The sequence below is a fragment of the Leptothoe spongobia TAU-MAC 1115 genome, assembly GCF_018739885.1.
GTDB classification, from domain to species: Bacteria; Cyanobacteriota; Cyanobacteriia; order Phormidesmidales; family Phormidesmidaceae; genus Leptothoe; species Leptothoe spongobia.
The window spans coordinates 22,482-44,515 of record NZ_JADOES010000043.1; the positions used below are offsets into that span (position 1 = coordinate 22,482).

Below are 22,034 nucleotides of genomic sequence, written 5' to 3' on the forward strand. Positions count from 1 at the left end.
GAACCAATTATAGATCCAGCATGGATTTGAGCGATGGTCCTGCAGCCTCCCTACGGCATTTGCTGATTACCTATGCCGATAGTCGGCAGCTGATTTTATTACAAGACTTTCCAGATCCCGATGCCCTATCTTCAGCTTGGGCCTATAAGTTGATTGCCGCTGCCTATGATGTGGATTGCGATATTTTTTATTCCGGCACCCTTAGCCATCAAGAAAATATTGCGTTAGTGAAACTGACAAATCTTCCCGCAAAACGCTGGTCCAACCAAAAGCCGCCTGATTTGTCCCAGTATTCAGGCTATGTCTTGGTCGATACCCAAGGCACCACCAGTCAGCTCCTGGAACGAGTCAATACAGCTGGCGTTCCACTTATGGTTGTCATTGATCACCATAGTCTACAAGGTAGCTCCAAGGCAGAATTTTCCGATATTCGTCCCGATGCTCGGGCAACAGCCACAATTTTGACCCAATATCTGCAAACAGGTCTTTTAGATCTAGATCGCAGTAATAGTAAGCATGTTAAATGTGCCACAGCTCTGATGCATGGCTTACGCTCAGATACAGGGCAACTGATGCAAGCGGCAGAAGCAGACTTTATGGCTGCCGCTTACCTGAGCCAATATTGCGATGCACAACTCCTGAGTGCCATTCTCCAGGCTTCTCGATCGAAAAGAGCCATGGATATCATCGAACGTTCTTTACGCAATCGCAACATCCAAAATAGTGTCTCTATTGCAGGTGTTGGCTACCTTCGCTATGAAGATCGAGATGCGATCCCACAAGCAACAGACTTTTTACTAACCGAAGAAGATGTGCACACCGCCGTCGTCTATGGCATCGTCCACGATGAAGATGACGAACGGGAATTGGTAATTGGCTCCTTACGCACTAGTAAAATCACCCTCGATCCAGATGAGTTTATCAAGGAAGCCTTTGGGCAAGATGACCAGGGTCGCTTTTTTGGTGGCGGTCGCGCCACAGCCGGTGGCTTTGAAGTACCGGTGGGTTTTTTATCAGGCTTTTATGAAAACGGAGACTATAACCGGCTCAAGTGGGAAGTCTTTGATGTGCAGATTAAACAGAAACTCCTGAAATTGATTAACCCAGAAGATGGGGTGATCAATACAGATTAGAGATGACGTTGCTATAAATATGACGGATCTACCCTCGCAAATCAGCACTCAGGTGTACTTTATCCGCCATGGAATTGCGGCGGAGCGAGGCGTTTATCACGATGATAGTCAGCGCCCACTAGTTGAGAAAGGGAGGCTAAAAACCGCAAAAATAGCTCAGCGCCTCATGGAGCTTGGCCTGGAATTTAATACATTGCTGACCAGTCCGTTTATACGAGCAACGCAAACCTCTGAGCTATTGTGCCAGACAGGATTAGCAGAAAAATATCAGATTTTTGAGCCGCTGGCTCCGGGCGGAAATTTAGAACATTGGCTCTATTGGCTGATAACTTGGCAATCCGTAAAACGTCCCACCCTCGCTTTGGTGGGACATGAGCCCGATCTCAGTAACTGGGCGCAGCAACTTGTCCATGGTGATAATCATCACCAATGGGTACTCAAAAAAGCCGGAATTATTGGATTAGAGGTACCTGATGGCCAGGTTGCGATCGGCCATAGCCAACTTTTTTGGTTGGCTCCTCCTCGACTGATCCTTTAACCCGATACAGGAGAATATCCACTCAACCCAAAATATCCTGGCTCCTGACCTCAATCTTTAATCCAGAAGTTTTTTTTCTCTGACAAAAGTTTGTCTGTGTCGCCGGAAAATCATGGAATCGATCACTTCAGCTGTCAATTGTCGATATCCTTAAAGAATAACGGAGAACAGCGATAGGACAATTAAACAATGACCCTATGCGAATATCGGCCTGGTTTAGAGGGAATTCCCGCCACAGAATCGAGCATTAGCTATGTGAATGGTCAGGAAGGGATTTTAGAGTACCGAGGCATTCGCATTGAAGAATTAGCTCAGAAGAGCACATTTTTAGAAACGGCCTATTTGCTGATTTGGGGGGGACTACCCAATAAGCAAGAACTGGATGCCTTTAAAGATGAAATACAGCATCATCGCCGGTTAAAGTATCGCATCCGCGACATGATGAAATGCTTTCCTGAAAGTGGTCATCCGATGGATGCACTGCAAGCTTGTGCGGCAGCTTTAGGCTTGTTTTACTCGCGCCGAGCCCTTGAGAATCCCGCCTATATTCAGGCAGCCGTTGTTCGATTACTCGCTAAAATTCCCACGATGGTGGCAGCATTTAAGCTGATACGTAAAGGGAACGACCCTGTACAACCTCGGGATGACCTCGACTATGCAGCAAATTTTCTGTATATGCTCAATGAGAAAGAGCCAGACCCATTAGCAGCCAGAATTTTTGATGTATGCCTCACATTACATGCAGAACACACCATCAATGCCTCCACCTTTTCTGCCATGGTTACGGCATCTACACTAACCGATCCCTATGCTGTAGTTGCGTCAGCCGTTGGTACTCTCGCCGGTCCACTGCATGGTGGCGCTAATGAAGAAGTCATTAGCATGCTCCAGCTAATTGGCTCGGTAGAAAACGTTCGTCCATTTGTAGAAGACCGGATGGCGAAGAAAGCCAAGATTATGGGCTTTGGTCACCGAGTTTATAAGGTGAAAGATCCACGGGCAGTGATTTTACAAAAGCTGGCGGAACAGCTATTTGAGAAGTTTGGTCAGGATGAGTACTATGAGATCGCCCTAGAACTCGAAACGACTGTCACCGAAAAACTCGGACATAAAGGGGTCTATCCCAATGTGGATTTTTACTCTGGACTGGTCTACCGAAAGCTGGGCATTCCCATAGATTTATTTACACCGATATTTGCGATCTCACGTGTAGCCGGATGGCTAGCACACTGGAAAGAACAATTAGCCGAAAATCGAATTTTTCGACCCACACAAATTTATACTGGGCCTCACAATCAAGCCTATATTAATTTGTCAGAGCGTATACACCTGTGGGACAAGCAAGTTCAAGCACCCAACACCAGCCAGAACGGATCCGTATAAGCCCTCATTTTTAGCCGTGATGGGCATCACCCCTCTTGTCAATACTGAGAAATCCAACGACACTTATACCAGTGACGATTTTCAGGAACTCCAGCCCCCCTTGATGCATATCAAGGGGGGTTTTTGTATGGTTACGGTTAAATCTATAACCATGCGTAGAAATTCCTATTGGTAGCGCAAGAGTATTTCGCCTGTCACGCCATATTAAGGGTTAGAATCATTAGGGAAATTGGCCCTCTGGCCCCCCGCTTCATCTATATACTCTGGGTATGAGTTCTGGAATCGACCTGCAAGAGAGCTTCATTCAAATACTAGTGTCACTGGGGTTACCCCCATCCTTGGCCAAGTTGGTTTGGATGCCGCTACCGATGTTACTAATACTGATAGCTGCCACAGTTAGCATTTTTATCGCTGTCTGGCTAGAGAGAAAAATTTCAGCCGCCGCTCAACAACGCATTGGCCCCGAATATATCGGTCCACTAGGGGCACTACAAGCAACTGCCGACGGCATTAAACTCATCTTTAAAGAGGACATTAACCCAGCTCAAGCAGACCCGATTCTCTTCACCTTGGGGCCTGCTTTAGTTGTAATCCCAGTATTCGTTTCGTACCTAGTTGTGCCGTTTGGGCAAAACATGGTGATTACTGATTTAGGTGTTGGCATTTTCTTGTGGATTGCGCTGTCTAGCGTGACACCTATCGGTTTGCTGATGTCAGGTTACTCATCAAACAATAAATACTCCTTACTAGGAGGATTGCGAGCAACAGCTCAGTCCATTAGCTACGAAATTCCTCTAGCCTTAGCAGTCCTAGCTGTGGTCATGATGTCAAACAGCCTTAGCACAATTGACATTGTCAATCAGCAAGCAGGTTACGGCATTCTCAGTTGGAATATCTGGCGGCAGCCAGTAGGCTTTCTCCTATTTTGGATTGCCGCCCTAGCAGAATGCGAACGACTCCCTTTTGATCTCCCTGAAGCAGAGGAAGAAATTGTCGCCGGATATCAAACCGAATATGGTGGCATGAAATTTGGCCTCTTTTACGTTGGCTCTTACGTAAACTTAGTGCTGTCGGCCATGCTGGTATCAGTTCTATACCTTGGAGGATGGAGTTTTCCAATTCCAGTGGAGGTGATTTCTGGTGGTCTAGGCATTAGCGAAACAACCCCTTGGCTACAAGTGATTACCGCAGCATTAGGGATCATGATGACCCTGATGAAAGCCTATTTACTTGTGTTTCTAGCCGTTCTTCTACGCTGGACCGTACCTCGTGTACGTATTGACCAGCTCCTTGATTTAGGCTGGAAGTTTTTGCTCCCAGTCTCCTTGGTGAATCTACTACTCACAGCTGCGCTCAAGCTCGCATTTCCATTTGCGTTTGGAGGGTAAAACTAATGCTCAATTTTCTAAAGCAAGTTGGTGACTACGCCAAAGAAACCGTCCAAGCCGCCAAATACATTGGGGAAGGCCTATCGGTAACTTTTGACCACATGAAGCGTCGTCCTGTGACGGTGCAATATCCCTACGAAAAATTAATCCCATCGGAGCGTTATCGCGGTCGGATTCACTTTGAGTTTGATAAGTGTATTGCTTGCGAAGTCTGTGTCAGAGTATGTCCAATTAACCTCCCTGTTGTGGATTGGACCTTTGACAAGAAGACCAAGAAAAAGACCCTTGATCATTACAGTATTGATTTTGGGGTGTGTATCTTTTGTGGTAATTGCGTAGAGTATTGCCCGACCAACTGTCTTTCCATGACAGAAGAGTATGAGCTAGCCGCCTACGATCGTCATGAATTGAATTATGACAACGTTGCCCTAGGTCGTCTTCCCTATAAGGTCACAGATGATCCTATGGTGACCCCGATGCGCGAGCTGGCTTATCTCCCCAAAGGTGTCATGGATCCCCATGAACTACCAGCAGGATCCCGTCGCGCTGGTAAACTACCTCAAGAGATATTGGAAGAGCTAGAAGCTTCTAAACCCGCTAAGGCTGAAGAAGCCAGCGAATCATAGGTTTGGTAGTCTAGCAAAAGTTTGGTCGCTCACTCAGGGGACCGATTTAGCTCAAACTCGTAACAGACTGAACAATCGGAGTAGTAGTGAATTTAGCAGAAGGCGTACAAATCGTTTCCCTAGGCATCCTTGGTGTCTTAATGCTAGCGTCGGCCCTTGGGGTGGTGCTGCTTTCTAATATTGTCTACTCAGCCTTTTTGCTGGCGATGGTATTTGCCAGTATTTCAGGGCTCTATATTTTGCTGAATGCAGGCTTTGTTGCAGCAGCTCAAATCTTAGTCTACGTGGGTGCGGTCAATATTCTGATCCTATTCGGGATCATGCTAGTGAATAAACGTGAAGATTTCCAACCCGTTGCCAATGCATGGATAGGTAAGGCCGCAACTGCCGCCGTATGTGCTGGCTTGTTTGCCCTCTTAAGTTCTATGGTGCTGGCCACACCTTGGCATCTATCGTCAGCAATACCAGCCGGGGAAGCCGCGATTGAAGTCATTGGACAGCACTTCTTTAGCGACTTTTTATTACCGTTTGAACTCGCCTCAGTACTGCTATTGATGGCACTAGTGGGGGCAATTATTCTGGCACGTCGGGAATATGTACCCGATGAAGAACCTGAGAATGAGCAGAAGGTACTGACTCTACGAGAGCGTCCTCGTGAACTCGTTGCTGCTGCTAGCAATGACCTTCAGAACGACTAGGACAATGGCAGTTGCTAATTTAGAAGAGGAACTTAGTTAAATTATGATGCAACTAGAGTACTTTTTGATTCTTGCCGCTGCGCTTTTCTGCGTGGGCATTTATGGCCTTGTCACTAGCCGAAATGTGATTCGAGTACTCATGTCCATTGAGCTGATGCTCAATGCGGTCAATCTCAATTTGATGGCGTTTTCCAACTATTTGGATCCAGCTGAGATTAAAGGTCAAGTTTTTGCCGTCTTTGTCATTACGATTGCAGCTGCTGAAGCCGCTGTTGGTCTGGCAATTGTTCTATCGATTTATCGAAATCGTGACACTGTTGACATGGAACAGTTCAATTTACTGAAGTGGTAATTTGACTGGTTTAACCGATTCAAGCAAAGAAAATGCCCAGACTTTCAGGTCTGGGCATTTTCTTTAGAAACTCTGACTAATGATGCCTTATTATTCGCCCCAACCACTTTCAGATTGAGATTTGACATAGGCCGCAACGTCAGCAATGGCTCTATCACTGATACGTCCCTGAAACGCAGGCATAGCCCCTCTACCATTAGCGACCTGATACACAATCGCCTCAACATTATGCTCAAGACGGTAGTTAAACAAATACTGCTCTAAGGCTTCTTGCTTCAGGGTTTGGGAAGATATGATAGCGTTGTTACCGCCAGCATGACATGTAGCACAGGTCTTAGCAAAAACCTTCTCCCCTGCAGCCACATCACCTACATAGGCATCGTCGGCAAAAGCGGGTATGGCAAACATTACACTGGCAACGATGGCCAGAATTGCAGTCAACAGTGCTCTCATTCTAAATATTGCTCTCAACAAATTAGGCTGTCTTGGGAAAAGACGAGTGTATTAACAATATAAGTAGGGGATTGGCCATGTTGAAAGGCAGAAGCCCACATCTTACGCTTTTGTAATGTGGGCTAAGATGCTGTCACAAAAGAAGCATGACGTCAGCTCAACCATGATCGCAATGGAATGGAATTTACTCGCTTATGATGAGCTAATGGCAAGGGATCGTAGCTTTGTTAAGCTATCTCTTTGATAAATCAATTCAGAGTCTTCTACTTATTCAGCTTGCAAAATACCCACTAAAATTTGCATCAATTGAGCCAAATCAGTGGGCACACGATAGAGCATCGTGTCCTGAGTGATTCGTTTCTCAGCGCGGTTAAAACTACCAAACTGCCAAATATCTCCTGTGGTAATCGCTCCATATAAAATCGGATCGCTGAGTTCTACCCATTGATCCAGCGCGATCATCTCGGTTGCCAGTTGGGTAAACCCCCGTGTCAGATCTGCCTGTTTCGCCTCTACCACCAAAACTCGATGCTCGGCCTCTAACAGATAATCCAAGTCACCACTGAGAAACTGATTAACCTCGACAGGATACTCAATATTGACAATGGCCTGAGTAATATCAGCAACCTCAAGCAATACAGGTGCAATCAAGACCTCACGTCTAGCCGCTTCACTGGTCAGTCGTACCCGCTGCCTACGATTTTCTAGCCGTGTCTTAAGCGTTTCAGCAACCGATATCAAATCATTAGACGTAGGCAAAAACTCAATAGCAGCCACCTCAAAGGTCACCCCTAACTCCTGCAAAATCTCAGCCACAGGAAACTTCATCTTGAAGTAACTGCCAAAAGTATAAGACTGATCTGGCTTGAGAATAGGAACACGGTGACTGGACATCGGTTCTGGCCTCAATTTTTTGATAAGTAAAGGTGGGCCGTGCCCACCCTACAGGTTATATATCCCAGGTTATGCGAATATCTACGCGCTGAAATATTTGGCGGTTGGATGATACGTAATAATCGCTGTGGTGGACTCCTCTGGATATAGCTGATCGCTTTCATCCATGGACATGCCAATACGATCAGTGCCTAGGATATCTAGCTGCTTGGCCTGATCAGGCACATTGGGACATGCGGGATAACCAAAGCTATAACGACTCCCCTGATAACGCTGAGCTAGCATATCGCGGATATTATCAGGTTCTTGATCGCCGTAGCCCAGCTCCTTACGGATCAGAGCATGGCACCATTCCGCCATCGCCTCAGCCACCTGCACCGCTAAACCATGAAAATAAAGATAGTCAGTGTACTTATCCTCGGCAAACAACTGACGGGCATAATCTGCCGAAATTTGCCCCACTGTCACCGCCTGCATCGGAAATACATCGAATTGATTCTTGTCCTTAGGTAAGAAGAAATCGGCAATACATAGACGCCGCAGGGATCTCTGACGGGGAAATTCCCACGTGAACAGAGGCTCAGCTTCCGCAGGAGTCAAACCCTGATCGATCACGGATGGATCATAGATATGAACAGAATTGCCGACCGCCGTACAGGGGAAGTAACCATAAACCAACTGAGGATGGAGTAAGTTTTCATCCTTAATCTTTTGCTTCCATTCAGCCAAGATTGGATGGACTGTCTCAGCTAAAAATACGTCGTACTCTTCCCGAGTTTGATTCTTAGGCTTACGAAATTGCCATTGACCAGCAAATAAAGCTTGCTTGTCTAGATGCCAATACAGCTCATCCATATCAAAGTCCTCAGGTTTAAGGACCTTGGTCCCCCAGAAGGGTGGAGTAGGACGAGCAATATCAATATCTACCGCTTCAGAGCGATTCGTGTCGATGACGTCGGGCTCTTTTTTGGCTTTTTTCTTAGCACCGCCATTAAGCTCAGCTTCGGCTTTCTCAATGGCCTTACGTCCTTTCTGATTATATTGAGCGTATTCACCAATAAAGCCTTCGGTATCCTGCCAGCTATCTTCTTTCTTGGCAGGCATGAGCCGATCCATAAAGGTGAGGTCAGCAAATGCATCTTTACCGTAGATCACCTGACCACCATAGGTTTCTTGGCAATCACCATAGACAAATTTGGGCGTCAGGGCAGCCCCCCCTAAAATCACTGGAGTAGAGATACCCTTGTCGTTAAAGACTGACAAGTTCTCTTTCATAAATGCCGTGGACTTTACCAGTAGGCCACTCATGGCAATACAGTCGGGCTTATGCTCCTCGTAGGCAGCAACAATCGCATCCACAGTCTGCTTAATGCCCAAGTTGATCACCTTATAACCATTGTTGGTGAGAATAATATCGACCAGGTTTTTACCGATGTCATGAACATCTCCCCTCACCGTGGCAATTAAGAATTTGCCTTTTCCAGAATCATCTTCACCATCTTCTTTCTCCATGAGCGGCTCTAAAAACGCCACGGCCGCCTTCATCGTTTGGGCTGATTGGAGCACAAAGGGAAGTTGCATTTGACCAGACCCGAAGAGTTCTCCAACAACTTTCATACCATCAAGTAAGAAAGTATTGATAATCTGCAAAGGCTCATAAGGAGTATCTAAGGCAACCTGGAGAGCTTCATCCAGGCCAATACGCTCGCCATCAATGATGTGCTGCTTAAGGCGCTCTTCAATGGGGAGATCGGCTAATGATGCTGACGAACGAGCGTCTTTTGTGGTGACACCTTCAAATAATGTGGTTAATTTACCCAGGGGATCGTAGGTGCAAATTTCACCATCAAACTCTCGGTTGTCATAGATCAGGTCTTTACAGACCTTTTGGTGATCTGGATCAATTTTGATCAGCGGCAAAATCTTTGCTGCTGAGACAATGGCTCCATCCATACCCACCTGCATTGCCTCGTGGAGAAACATTGAGTTGAGGGTGATCCGAGCGGCTGGACTCAGGCCAAATGAGACATTGGACACACCCAGCATAAAGTGAACACCAGGGAGATTTTCACTGATTGTTTTGATGGCATCAATGGTTGCTTTGGCATTCTCTCGGTCTTCTTCAATACCGGTTGAGATTGGCAATGCCAACGTATCAAAGAACAACTCATGGGGTGGGAGACCGTATTCTAATGCGTCCCGATAGGCTCGCTGGGCAATTTTGAATTTTTGCTCAGCAGTACGAGCCATACCATCTTCGTCAATGCAACCGATAACAACACCTGCACCATAGGTTTTTGCTAACTCTAGAACTTTGAAAAATCTCTCATCACCGTCCTCATAATTGGTGGAGTTCAAAATGCATTTGCCACCAGCGACCTTGAGTCCAGCTTCCATTTTGGTCCACTCGGTGGAGTCGAGCATCAGGGGTAGGGTGACGTTGGTGACCAGACGAGATACCATCTCGTGCATATCAGATTCGCCATTACGACCTACGTAGTCGACATTGACGTCGAGAATATGGGCACCTTCTTTGACTTGGCGCTTTGCGATCGCAATCAACCCATCCCAATCATCCTCATTCAGCAGCTCCCGCACCTTGCGAGAACCACTCGCATTCAACCGCTCACCCACAATCAGGAATGAATTGTCCTGCTCATAGGGTTGCGTCCCATAGATGGACGCAGCTGCAGGCGTATAATTCAACGCTGGACGAGGCTCTGCCTCTGCCGTCTCTCTACCCAAAGCCGAGATCCGAATCTCTCGCTGCTTAGGAGATAGCTCATTGGCAATCTCTGCCAGGGCGGCAATATGCTCAGGGCGCGTGCCACAACAGCCTCCGATCACCTGCACGCCTAAGTCCTCGACAAACCGATGCAGCGCCATGCGTAACTCCATCGGCGTCAGCTTGTAATGGGCATGACCGCCAATATTTTCCGGTAGGCCCGCATTGGGCACACAGGACACCACAAAGGGCGATGTCTCCGATAGATATTTGACATGCTCCTTCATCAGATCTGGACCTGTAGCACAGTTCAGACCCAAAATATCGATGGGATAAGGCTCAAGAATACTAACCACCGCAGTAATATCAGACCCCACCAGCATGGTCCCCGTGGTTTCCATCGTCACGGAGACCATCAGTGGTAAGCGAGCGCCTTTCTGCTGAAAAATAGTTTCAATCGCATTGAGTGCCGCTTTAATCTGCAATACATCCTGACAGGTTTCGACAATAAATAGGTCTACACCACCGTCATATAGACCCTCAGCCTGAACGGTAAAGGCTGCCAGCAGTTCGTCATAGGTAATATGTCCCAGTGTGGGTAGCTTAGTACCGGGCCCCATGGAACCTGCCACAAATCTGGGTTTCTCGGGTGTCGAAAAATCAGCCGTACAGCGTTTGGCCAGTTCTGCAGCCAGCTTATTCATCTCATAAGCCTGATCCTGCAGGCCATATTCTGCCAAAACGAATGTACTACCACCAAAGGTATCCGTCTCAATGACATCCGCTCCGGCTGCCAAAAAATCACGATGGACCTTTTCCACCGCATCAGGCTTGGTCATCACCAAATACTCATTACAGCCTTCATACTCCAGACCACCAAAGTCATCAGCTGTCAGTTCTTGCACCTGCAGGTTAGTCCCCATCGCCCCATCAAAAACAATCACGGGCCTTTCAGGACTGTGCAAACGTTCAATAAAAGTACTATGCATAGGAATTAAAGTTAATTCAGCGAAGCGGAGACGATTGTCGTTACTGATTTTAGGGATGAGTCGATCGGTCAATTAGGCGATAAACCTGAGCTTGAGCCATGCAACCATACCGAAGATCAGCAATGTTGGACTATATCTATTATTATCGACCTTCTTCATAAAGCTAATTCAACTTGAATTTCCCTATAAAAAAAATATAGTTGTTGGATTGTAGAGAACGTTTAATTCGCGTTATGGATGAGATCAAAGCTCTTAAAAGGAGCAAATCGATACATTCTTTCAGGAAATACAACTTCAGGCATTGCTATGACCAAATCTAAAGATCGAGAAGGCATAGGACTCAATCTCAATACCCTGCGTGGAGTTCATCACATTGCGTTGAATGTCAAAGACATGAGTGCCTCACGCTATTTTTACGGCACCGTCTTAGGACTCTACGAACTCACTGGCAATAAAGTTCCTGAAACTCTTGTGAAATTAGTTGCTGAGGGCAAGGTCACTAATTTTGAACTTCCCGATGGCACTATTTTGGATCTATTTGGCGAACCAGATCTAGAACCGCCTAATGCAGATCCCACTCAACAATTTACTCGGGCAAACCATCTCGCTTTTGATATCGAGCCATCATTATTTGATCAGGCTGTCGAGGTACTGAGGGACAATAACGTTCCCATCGATCATGGGCCTGTTAGTCGACCGACGGGACGAGGCATCTATTTCTACGACCCTGATGGCTTCTTAGTAGAAATTCGCTGTGATCCTCAGACTAAGGTCCGCTAGATACCCAACCCAAGTCATGAAGTATCGAGCAGACGAGCCAGGGGGACCATTCACTGGGAGATGATATGTGCGATCGCAAGCCGTCCAAATGCTGGTAGCCAATCCGGTTGAGTCGCCCCTTGCTACTCCGCTCATATCAACAGTAATTGAACTAATGGCAACTCTAGTCTTCACTCTGGGTAACTTTTAGTTAACTCATATAAATAGGGGAATAGGCATGAATATTAACCAATTTGCTCTGATCCTACTGAGCACAGTGGCATTTCTAGGAAGCACAGCGGCCTCTAGCATGGCTCAGGTCGTCGGCACCACAGCAGCCGAAGACTTTAGTGAAGAAGCAATTTTCCAAGAAACTGAAGCCGATGCCGCCCCTGACGCACAACCCGAAGCACAGCCCACCTTTATAGAACCTGTGCTGCCAGAAGACATCTTGGAAGATGACTTCCTGGAGTTTGAAGAGCCAGCCCTCCCAGAGGATGCGTTGGACACAGAATCCGAGTTACCCACAGAGGCAATCCCCGAAGACTCTGAGTTACCGATAGACACCATCCCCGAAGAAGTTGTCGAGACACCTAGCTATATTGAGCGATATAACGCTGGCGTCGAGCAATATCGGGCTGGCAACAATGAAGCTGCCATTGAGGAGTTCAACGCGGCCATTGCCATCAACCCAGATTATGCTCCCGCCTATTTGTTTCGCGGTGCTACGTTTGCCCGATTAGAAAATTCTAACGCCGCATTAAATAGCTACAATCTAGCCCTCAGTATCGATCCAAATTACAGTGCAGCCTATCTAAATCGAGGCATTCTTCATTACGATCTACAAAACACTAGTCTGGCAGCAGAAGATTTTGACCGAGCTATTGCCACAGATACTAACTCGGCCACAGCCTATATCTACCGTGGGCTGATCGATTCTGAACAGGGTAGCTATGAAACTGCGTTGGAATATCTCAACGATGCCGTCCGTTTAGATCCCAATAATGCGTCTGCCTACTTCCATCGGGGCTTAATTCTCAAGCAATTAGATAATCCAGACCTAGCGATTAATGATTTTACCCAGGCAATTGACCTGCAAGACGACTATGCCGAAGCCTATCTAAATCGAGGTGTCACTCACTACGAATTAGATGCGATGACACCTGCCCTCGAAGATATTGACCAAGCCATCGCGATTGACGAGAACAACATAGAAGCCCACTACAATCGTAGTTTTATACTCATTGCCCAAAATCGCCCCAAGGCAGCCCTGGATGCACTGAATACGGTGCTGACCTTAGACCCAAGCTATGCTGACGCTTATTTAATTCGTGGCCAGGTGTATTCCACCACAGGCAATACATCAGCTGCCATCAACAGCTTTAATCAGGTGCTAGAGCTTGCACCTGATTCTGCAGAAGCTTACTACGGTCGAGGCCAGGCCCATTTACTCACCAGCGATCAGCAGGCTGCCGTTGCTGACTTTACAGCGGCCTTGGCCCGCGATCCGAACCATGCACCCTCATACAAAGGCCGTGGAGATGCGTTTGCCAATCTAGGCAATGGCTTTAATGCCCTGGGTGACTACACAACTGCTATCGATCTAGATAATATCTACTGGGATGCTTACTCCAGCCGTGGACGCATACATTACGAAGAAGGTAACTATCAGGAAGCTTACGCCGACTTCTCTACGGTCATCGCAGCCAATGTGTTTGACGCTGATGTGTTTTATTATCGTGGCGTTACTAACGCTCTCCTGGGAAATCCTGCTGGTGCAGAGGCCGACTTAGAGAAAGCCGGTAGCCTATACCTGACCAATAACGAGGCAACGCGTTATCGGATTGTGCTCGATGCATTGAATAAATTGTAGGTAAACGCTGTAGAGGTGTTCTATGGAACACCTCTACAGGCATCATCCATCTTCGCCTGCATGATAGGAACTGCGGACCAACGGACCTGAACGCACTTGAGAAAAGCCTAGATCGCGAGCAATTTCTCCCAGATGCTCAAATTCGTCTGGGGTCCAATAGCGTTGTACAGGCAGATGGGCCAGGGAGGGTCGCATGTATTGACCGAGGGTGATGCGATCGCACTTCACCGCACGCAAATCCCTCATAGTCTCTACCAACTCTTCCTCCGTTTCCCCATGGCCCAGCATCAGACCCGATTTTGTCGGCATCGTCGCATCCAACTCCTTGACATAACGCAGCACCTCCAGCGAACGTCGGTACTTAGCCCCACGACGCACCGGATCTTGCAAACGCTCCACCGTCTCCACATTATGGTTAAAACAAGCAGGTTGCGCCGCCACAATCATCGCCAGTCGCTCGCGCTGCTTTTCCTCAGGATTTGCCCCACCCCAAAAATCTGGAGTTAGCAACTCAATCTGAGTCTCAGGGTTAACCGCACGAATAGCATCCATAGTGGCCACAAACCAACCCGCACCCTGATCAGGCAAATCATCTCTTGCCACCGACGTCAGCACCACGTAGGTCAACCCCAGCAACTGGATGGACTCCGCCACTTTCTGAGGCTCCTCAGGATCGAGGGGCATCGGCGCATGGCCCTTATCCACCTGACAAAATCCACAGGAACGGGTACAGGTAGGCCCCATCAGCAAAAATGAAGCCGTCTTATTGGCATAACACTCACTACGATTAGGACACCGCCCCTCCTCACAAATCGTATGAATCTGCCGTTGCTTAATAATTTTTTGAACCGTCGACAGCTCACTAGCCCGTCCAATAGGACGCCTCAGCCAATCTGGCAACTGAACAATCTCAGGTTTAGCAGCACCGCTGGAACTCATTTGAGATAAACTTTCCATGACACAATCAGCGTTTCTAAAGTAGGCTGGGTATCCTCAGCATTACGCGAGTATGGGCACGATGGTAACTTCATCAATCACATCCAAGTTGATCCTATGGTTTCCTTGACAAGAAAACTGAAGTTCTGGACGTGGACAGAGTTTAGCCGCGTTCTATCGCCTTTTTGATCCTATATGATTCTTAGAAACTAGTCAGGGTCAGACTCACATCGTTGCCGACTTGGGCAACATCTTTTTATATCGTTGCTGAGCTAGCACAGAATCAGCAATCTACCCTTTACTTAAACTGTAGCTATCTATTAGGAGTCAGTTGTGGCCGCAAATCATAAGATTTTAGTTATTGATGATAGCCGGGTTATCCGTATGCGCGTGCGTGACATGTTGCCTCAAGGTAACTTTGAGGTGATTGAGGCCACCGACGGAGTCGAAGGTTTAGACGCTATTCGAAACCAACGGCCCAATCTCATCATGCTCGACTTTTTGCTACCGCGCATGAGTGGCTGGGAAGTATTCCAAGAAATCCAAGCCTCCCCTGAACTCCAAAAAATCCCTCTTGTCCTTATGTCAGGACGACGGGAAGAGGTCACCGAAAAAATTCAAGGCCCCTTCGAATATTTTGAGTTCATTCAGAAACCCTTTGAACAGAAAGAACTCATCGAAGCCATCAAGGCATCCATGGTCAAAGCACGAAAAGTGCGTCCCCAAACCAGTGCCGCGTCCGCTCCTGCTGCTGGCGCTGGTGCTGCATCAGGTGAGAGTGCAGCTGAAATAGCAGCCTTGAAGCAGCAAGTCGCCACCCTACAAAAAGAAGTGGCCATGTTAAAAAATCAGACCGCTAAGATTCTGGCCTTTATTAAACAGAAACTGAAATAAACCTTGTCCACGTCCAGGACGGTCGTTTTACCGTGGGAGAAACTACAGGTTTCAACTTGGACGTGGTTTAGATATGCAGGGTGGGCATCGCCCACCGTCCCGACATTCATGGTCTTAACTCAAAGCCTGGCGTCCTTCTAGGGCTCTAGCCAGGGTTACTTCGTCTGCATATTCTAAATCACCCCCCATGGGTAACCCAAAAGCAATGCGGGTGACTTTGGTAAAGGGTTTGACCAGCTGGCCAACGTATAGTGTCGTCGTATCTCCCTCAATACTGGGGCTGATGGCCAAAATCACTTCAGTGATTTCATCCTTATTCACCCGATGAACCAGTTGACCAATATTTAATTGCTCTGGACCAATGCCATCCATCGGTGAAATTAAACCACCCAGGACATGGTACTTACCCTTAAATTCTCGGGTCCGTTCGATCGCAATCACATCCCGTGAATCCGCCACAACACAGAGGGTTTGATTGTCTCGACGGGTAGAGCGACAGATATCACAGACCGGGTCTGCCGATAAATGAAAGCAGATGGAGCACTGTCCCACCTGCTGCTTAGCATCAACCAGGGCCTGGGCTAAAGCGCGAACCTCGGTCTCTGGGCGTTTGAGAATATGCAATGCGAGACGTTGAGCTGTCTTAGGCCCCACCCCTGGCAACCGCTGAAACTCCTCAATCAATTTAGCTAACGGACGCGTATAGATAGTCCTAACTCCTTACCTATAATCAGCAACGCTATTCTTCTTCAGCGGGATCAGCGACTTCTTCACTCTTGCCACGGACAGGCGGTAGCTTTTCCACCAAACCCATCGTAAAAGCCACATCAGGCAAATCCCCAGTGATATACTTGCCCGGCTCAAATACCCGACCTGGAGTAAAGCACATCTGACGTAGTTCTACTATTTCAGTCGCTTCAAACATTGCCCGCGATAATCGACGTTCTAGGGCCATAGCGCCTCCTGATTATTCATCAATCTGCCAAAGTTCTTGGGTGTAATTTTCATCCAGTACTTTCTTAGGCCGCACGATCACAATCACCCTGCCCAGAAGCACGGAACCTGGCTCAGAATCAAACCAACTCATTGCCAGCTGACCATCCTCACCAGCCACTACAAAATAGCTGCCATCATCCCATACCTGCTGCTGCCGATCTACAATCACCAACACAGTCTCAGACAAAGAACTATCAGCCTGATTAGGCAACGCATTGAAGTCCATCGTCAGCGCCACAGGATCCTGTGCTGTGAGTAGCACCTGCCAACCCGGCACAGGCACCCATGCTTGCTGAGCAGATGATGAGCGCACTATCCCAAACAGAGGGTCAGGCTCCACGGTCGGGACAGACTGAAACTCATCCACAGCAATCGGCCACTCCCCAATCATCGCGACCACAAAGGGCACATCGGTATCTGTTTCTATGCGAAACAAGGGTAAGCGAGGAATGGGCTTAGCCTTCACTACCGCAAAGTCAGTCAGTAATTTCTCAATGGCTTCACGGGCACCAGCACTATGGGCAAAGCGTAATCCTTGGGCAATGAGTCGAGAGCGAGCCTGTAAGTCTGATTTTTGCCGAGCCAAGCTCCAATAGGAAAAAGCCACCGCATCACCTGGATGATCGGTGAAACCTGCTGGAGGCTCACTACGGTACGAATATTCTTTTAGCGCTTTCGCAATGTCTCGGACGCCCTCAGAGTCCAGACCTTGATCGTAGATAAACTGAACTGCCCTGGCCCGATCATCCTTGGACAAGATCCGCAGCTCATAGAGGGAATCACTCCCCCGCTTAGTAAAGTGCTCCAGCACAGCATCTGATACAGCGCCACCCGTAATGGATTGGTATACCTGACCGGCCACAACGATCTGATTTTGCTGGATCTGCTCAAATCCAGTTCCTTCAAAAATTGCCTGGGGCGTCATGCCAGACTTTTGTAACGTTTGACAAGCCGCAGCCCAATCAACCCAATTGCCTTGTTTACGGCGCAATTGCAAGATTAAGGCTTCGGTATCCGCCGGAGGTGAATTATCAGCAGGGGTGGTCATCGTAGTCGTCAGACGAAAAGTGTCTTTCGACTTTATCGCGGATAGTTAACGAAGACACAAGAGCCACTACTTTTTTTTACGCCAGAGTGATAGCTCTAAGTTAAGAAGCTTAAAAGCAATCATGTATGCAACTACATCATCCTGAGCTTAACTCCCTAAAAATACTTTCTTGACAGGACAGAGCATCACATAAAAATTTTACACTCTACAGGCGCAATGAACCTAAAGATCGAATCAACGACAACCTCAAAAACCATCACCAACAGGACGATAGTATTTTGAGGTCATCAAATCTTTTAACAACAGGCCAAATCAACAGTTTAAGCCATACACTCACACATCGTCAGATCATCCACCAAGATACATATCACTCTAAAAGAGAGAAAAATCATCATGACAGAAAGAAAAATAACAGTAGTAAAACTACCACCACCAGCCATAAACTGGGAAAATTATTATTCCGTTGCCGCTGGCTAGGAATAGGCTTCGGCGAACTACACACAAGACATCGATATAAGCTAGGACTCACCTTCAGCAAAGATGTATTCAAACATTTTGGACAGGTATACAGTAAACCGGTATATGAAGTATCAACAATCTCTTCGTTTTTATCTGGCATTGATCTACACCCAATGTAAAATCAACAATTAATAAGTGACGACACTTGTTACTTGCACTGATATTGCTCAACCAGCAACGTACAGCTTTGCAGATCGGTAACACGAACCTGTTGCCCTGGATGGATGGCCATATGACTATTAGACAGAGCAAACCACCAACGAGCATCAAGCCTAACCACTCCTTTTTTAAGAGCAGTCATCTCGGTGTAAACAACACCAATACAATTCAAATCAACCTCAATGGGTGATAAGTCAGGTTGATGAAACTCCTTAAAGTAGCCTTTTGTAGACAGCTTGCCAAGAACGGCTAATGGCATATCGTGATACAGGCAGATAGCCTCATAAAACAAGTCTTTTTCTGGTGCATAAGACATTTTCATGCTCCTGATTAGGTTTAGATAAGTACACGAAGCGAATACTGTTCTAGCCAATTAGTATCACTACAGGGTCTAATGAAGCATCCAAAGGAGCAATCTATATAAGCATGCTCCCTTGACTACACCTCATAGATGGTTTAACGATGCATCAGAAACTCGATTTCTCTTTGAGAATCGCATATTTGACTACTGACATATCTGTTGAGTTTGCTTACATCTACTGACATACGTTGCAAAAACACCGTAAAGGCATGCAACGAGAGAGATTCCATATGTGAAATAATATGACAAATCTCAAAAACAAATGCATAATGTCACGTTAGGCTTTGTTTAACTGTCAGCCACACGAACATCTTCTGGCTAGGAGTTCTCAGAAATACTCCAGAGAACTTCAATACAATAAGATTTCCAAGAGATATGGTGCTATAACGGATGTAAATCATCCTAGTTCCTGAACATGCCTTCTATCCCTCGCGAATATCTTGAGGTAGTAGCTAATCAAAAAGGTTTAACTTCATTCCAGAAAGATGCCTTTGTAGAACGGCTAGCGAATATTGAGCGTTCAGATTTATTTGTTGCCCAACAAATACTACATATATCGAGAGATCGATACAGTTCTCGGATGACACAGGTCTATAAAAAGTTCAATGTCCCTACTGGCAGAAATCCTGGTAAGGCTAAGCTCCTCTACTTAGAGGTGCTTGACATGTATCAAAAGTCACATCCAGCAGATGAAAATACTTATCTAGTTGTCAATCAAGCAATCGAAGATTTAGTACGCGAAACTCAACAAAAAACTCAAGCCCTGATTAATGCGAAATGTGGACAAATTCAAATTCTTGACATGAATAGGCCTATCGAGGTCGAGGATATTTTTACAGAAGTCAAGATTACGGATCAAATTCCATCCAAAAGACGTATAGAGTTAGAAGATTTAGTAAAAAAGTTCGAGCAACGTGAACAACAAGACGATACTAAGTTTACGATATCTAGACTCTTTGAAGGAGATAAAGTTTCAGGAATCCAGCTGGTAAGGGACTATCCCAAATTAATGATTCTTGGGAGACCTGGCGCGGGGAAAACAACATTCTTAAAATATCTTGCCACATTTACCAATAAATCTGAAATTCTACCTGGGTATGTACCCATTTTCGTTTCACTCAAGGATTTTCAAGCCGAAGAAAATCAAACCAACTTAAGAACACACATAGAAAATGAACTAAGCCACTGTGAAGTACACCAAGAAATCTTCAACAGACTCCTCAAAGAGTCAAGAATCATTTTCTTATTCGATGGTTTAGATGAGGTCAGGAAGAAGCACTTCAACTGGATTATCAAACAAATCAAAGATCTTGCTCAGGCATTCAACAACAATAGATTTATTATTACATGCCGTTTAGCAGCCAGCGAGTATACCTTTGAGAACTTTCTAGAAGTAGAAGTGTGCGAGTTCACGAAAAAGCAGATTGCCCTATTCGCCCGCAATTGGTTTACAGTCAAAGGATCACCTAAAAAAGCAAAAAAATTTATAAACTACATTAAAAAAGACAAAGAAATTGGTGAATTAGCAACCAATCCACTACTTTTAACTTTACTATGCTTAGTCTTTGAAGAATCAGAAGAATTTCCAAAAAATCAAACTGAACTCTATGAAGAAGGCCTAGATATTCTACTCAGAAAATGGGATGTCAGTAGAGCTATTGAAAGACCTGAAACTTACAGAAAACTCTCTAAGAACAAGAAAGAAGATTTACTGAGCAAGATTGCCTACGCTACTTTCGAAAAAGATAAGGGGTTATTCAAAAAGGCAACTATCGAAGCTGAAATACGAGAATATGTCGAAAACCTACCAAGATCGATTAGAGCACCAGAAGAGGTGGAACCAGACTGCAGTTCAATTTTAAAGTCTATGATTGCTCAACATGGACTCATTGTTGAAGTTGCCAAAGGTATTTATTCGTTTTCTCATCGAACATTTCATGAATATTTTGTTAGCTTAAAAATCGTCAAAACCTTAGACCCTAAAGAACAGGAAAAATGCTTGCAATCACTAGCCATTCATATTAGTGATTATAGATGGCAAGAAGTTTTTTTACTCGCTGCATGCATGTTGCCAAATGCAGACTTTTTATTAACCCTAATAAAATACGAAATTGATAAAATCGCGGAAGAAAACGCCAGAATCAAGAGTTTTATAAATTGGCTAAAAGAAAAATCTGACGCTGCGGAAAACACGAAAAATCATCGCAATTTTAATTCAATTGCGCAAGTTTTTTACTTTAACTTGATCGTTAATCAAAAAATTATTTCGAGCCAGAAATTAAGTGAAGATTTTATCTTGGATTCGGAATTAATGAGTGTGCTTCATTCTAATCTTTCAATCCAAAGCAAAATAGGTCATATTAATAGCCTAGCCTCACAGGAGACAATAGATGAATCCTTCAAAGCATTAAAAAGTGACCATAAAGCAATGCTTCATTTTATGAAAAAGTGCATAAAGAAAACACAAGAACCATCCATTAAACAAAAGCTAGAAAAGCTCCAACAAGAACTTCCCAGCCAAATTCAGCTTACTGATCCGTGGTGGCGTAACGACTCGCCAAGATGGATTCAAGACTTTAGAGTAATTATCATAGACTATAGAAATCTTGGCCAAAACTGGAACTTCACCAAAGCAGAGATACAATCCCTGAAAGACTATTACAATGTCAATAAGTTACTATCTCGCTGTCTACATGGGGATTGTTATGTTAGTCGTGAGGTGCGTGAAGAAATCAACCTAAGTACCTTATTACCGATCGAAAGAAATGAGGACTAGCTAAATTTTAGACTTCAAATGACTACTCATCTAGCAACTCAATCAAACAATTTTGATACACATAACAGCCAAGGGATGCAGAGGTTGCTACACCTAGCCAATACAGTGATTATCAGGAATATAAAAAGAAGCCTCTGGCAGTTTTGTCAGAGGCTTTATGACGTCTACTCTACTGGATTCAACACTGAATTTTCTAATGTTATGCTCTGTAGTGACTTTTGAGATCGCCCCCTCTCCCAGGATTCAAAGGTCTTGCAACCGGAGCTCTCATCCTCAAAAGACGTCCTAGAAAAGACGGCTTAGCCTTGGCTGTGCCTGTTTCGAAATCTTGTGCAGGAGGAGTGTAAGATGCACCGAGATGAGTAAGCCGCATAAGTGTAGTCCTGATAAGTGTGTCGTGAACAACGGTTAGTGTCATGAATTTTTCGCCACAGATTTGCGGTCATGCTTGGCATGATCTCGCTCAATGACAAGGAAAAAGACGGTTAAACAGCTCGTTTCATGAGGGAAGGCCCCAATTTCATCAGACTTAGT

The 22,034-nt window shown here is 45.8% G+C and carries 19 protein-coding genes; 11 read left to right on the forward strand and 8 right to left on the reverse strand.

The window, feature by feature from the left end:
• The first annotated feature begins 20 nt into the window (after window positions 1–20).
• From IXB50_RS18035 to nuoK, 7 genes are all read left to right on the forward strand, one after another.
• Complete coding sequence (locus IXB50_RS18035; RefSeq protein WP_407658821.1) at window positions 21–1,133, forward strand: DHH family phosphoesterase; 1,113 nt, start codon at window positions 21–23, stop codon at window positions 1,131–1,133.
• Window positions 1,134–1,152: 19 nt separating this feature from the next.
• The gene (gene sixA / locus IXB50_RS18040; protein WP_215610386.1) at window positions 1,153–1,671 is read left to right on the forward strand and encodes a phosphohistidine phosphatase SixA; all 519 of its coding nucleotides are present in this window, start codon (window positions 1,153–1,155) and stop codon (window positions 1,669–1,671) included.
• Between the two features lie 189 nt (window positions 1,672–1,860).
• Window positions 1,861–3,054: a citrate synthase gene (locus tag IXB50_RS18045; RefSeq protein ID WP_215610387.1), complete on the forward strand. Its 1,194-nt coding sequence runs from the start codon at window positions 1,861–1,863 to the stop codon at window positions 3,052–3,054.
• A 269-nt stretch (window positions 3,055–3,323) separates the two neighbouring features.
• Window positions 3,324–4,442, forward strand: a complete 1,119-nt coding sequence (gene nuoH / locus IXB50_RS18050) for an NADH-quinone oxidoreductase subunit NuoH (protein WP_215610388.1) — start codon at window positions 3,324–3,326, stop codon at window positions 4,440–4,442.
• A gap of 5 nt (window positions 4,443–4,447) precedes the next feature.
• Window positions 4,448–5,068: an NAD(P)H-quinone oxidoreductase subunit I gene (gene ndhI, locus IXB50_RS18055; protein WP_215610389.1), complete on the forward strand. Its 621-nt coding sequence runs from the start codon at window positions 4,448–4,450 to the stop codon at window positions 5,066–5,068.
• An 86-nt stretch (window positions 5,069–5,154) separates the two neighbouring features.
• Window positions 5,155–5,766: an NADH-quinone oxidoreductase subunit J gene (locus tag IXB50_RS18060; RefSeq protein ID WP_215610390.1), complete on the forward strand. Its 612-nt coding sequence runs from the start codon at window positions 5,155–5,157 to the stop codon at window positions 5,764–5,766.
• Between the two features lie 46 nt (window positions 5,767–5,812).
• A complete protein-coding gene (nuoK, locus tag IXB50_RS18065; protein WP_006517218.1) occupies window positions 5,813–6,118 on the forward strand; it encodes an NADH-quinone oxidoreductase subunit NuoK in 306 nt (101 codons plus the stop codon).
• Window positions 6,119–6,208: 90 nt separating this feature from the next.
• Here the strand turns inward: nuoK and IXB50_RS18070 are convergent, their stop codons facing one another.
• The 3 genes from IXB50_RS18070 to metH form a co-directional block, all read right to left on the reverse strand.
• Window positions 6,209–6,571 (reverse strand): c-type cytochrome, encoded by a 363-nt coding sequence (locus tag IXB50_RS18070; RefSeq protein ID WP_215610391.1) that lies wholly within the window; start codon window positions 6,569–6,571, stop codon window positions 6,209–6,211.
• 267 nt (window positions 6,572–6,838) lie between these two features.
• Window positions 6,839–7,465: a hypothetical protein gene (locus IXB50_RS18075; RefSeq protein WP_215610392.1), complete on the reverse strand. Its 627-nt coding sequence runs from the start codon at window positions 7,463–7,465 to the stop codon at window positions 6,839–6,841.
• A gap of 81 nt (window positions 7,466–7,546) precedes the next feature.
• Window positions 7,547–11,179, reverse strand: coding sequence for a methionine synthase (gene metH, locus IXB50_RS18080; protein WP_215610393.1), 3,633 nt, complete (start codon window positions 11,177–11,179; stop codon window positions 7,547–7,549).
• 306 nt (window positions 11,180–11,485) lie between these two features.
• Between metH and IXB50_RS18085 the strand changes: the two genes are divergently transcribed.
• Entirely contained in the window at window positions 11,486–11,959 is a 474-nt protein-coding gene (locus IXB50_RS18085) for a VOC family protein (RefSeq protein ID WP_215610394.1), read from the forward strand.
• Between the two features lie 217 nt (window positions 11,960–12,176).
• Window positions 12,177–13,811, forward strand: coding sequence for a tetratricopeptide repeat protein (locus tag IXB50_RS18090; RefSeq protein WP_215610395.1), 1,635 nt, complete (start codon window positions 12,177–12,179; stop codon window positions 13,809–13,811).
• A gap of 42 nt (window positions 13,812–13,853) precedes the next feature.
• On the opposite strand, the gene lipA is transcribed toward IXB50_RS18090, so the two are convergent.
• Window positions 13,854–14,768 carry a lipoyl synthase gene (gene lipA, locus IXB50_RS18095; RefSeq protein ID WP_215610396.1) on the reverse strand — a complete coding sequence of 305 codons (915 nt, stop codon included), beginning with the start codon at window positions 14,766–14,768 and terminating at the stop codon, window positions 13,854–13,856.
• Window positions 14,769–15,080: 312 nt separating this feature from the next.
• On the opposite strand from lipA, the gene IXB50_RS18100 reads away from it, so the two are divergent.
• Window positions 15,081–15,641, forward strand: a complete 561-nt coding sequence (locus tag IXB50_RS18100; protein WP_215610397.1) for a response regulator — start codon at window positions 15,081–15,083, stop codon at window positions 15,639–15,641.
• A gap of 114 nt (window positions 15,642–15,755) precedes the next feature.
• Here IXB50_RS18100 and recR read toward each other — a convergent pair whose 3' ends face one another.
• The 4 genes from recR to IXB50_RS18120 form a co-directional block, all read right to left on the reverse strand.
• Window positions 15,756–16,349, reverse strand: a complete 594-nt coding sequence (gene recR, locus IXB50_RS18105) for a recombination mediator RecR (RefSeq protein WP_215610403.1) — start codon at window positions 16,347–16,349, stop codon at window positions 15,756–15,758.
• Window positions 16,350–16,380: 31 nt separating this feature from the next.
• The gene (locus tag IXB50_RS18110; protein ID WP_215610398.1) at window positions 16,381–16,596 is read right to left on the reverse strand and encodes a hypothetical protein; all 216 of its coding nucleotides are present in this window, start codon (window positions 16,594–16,596) and stop codon (window positions 16,381–16,383) included.
• A gap of 12 nt (window positions 16,597–16,608) precedes the next feature.
• A complete protein-coding gene (locus IXB50_RS18115) occupies window positions 16,609–17,685 on the reverse strand; it encodes a RuBisCO accumulation factor 1 (protein WP_215610399.1) in 1,077 nt (358 codons plus the stop codon).
• Between the two features lie 667 nt (window positions 17,686–18,352).
• Window positions 18,353–18,679, reverse strand: coding sequence for an NfeD family protein (locus tag IXB50_RS18120; protein WP_215610400.1), 327 nt, complete (start codon window positions 18,677–18,679; stop codon window positions 18,353–18,355).
• A gap of 460 nt (window positions 18,680–19,139) precedes the next feature.
• Here IXB50_RS18120 and IXB50_RS18125 point away from each other — a divergent pair, with 460 nt between their 5' ends.
• Window positions 19,140–21,500 (forward strand): NACHT domain-containing protein, encoded by a 2,361-nt coding sequence (locus IXB50_RS18125; protein WP_215610401.1) that lies wholly within the window; start codon window positions 19,140–19,142, stop codon window positions 21,498–21,500.
• Window positions 21,501–22,034 lie beyond the last annotated feature (534 nt).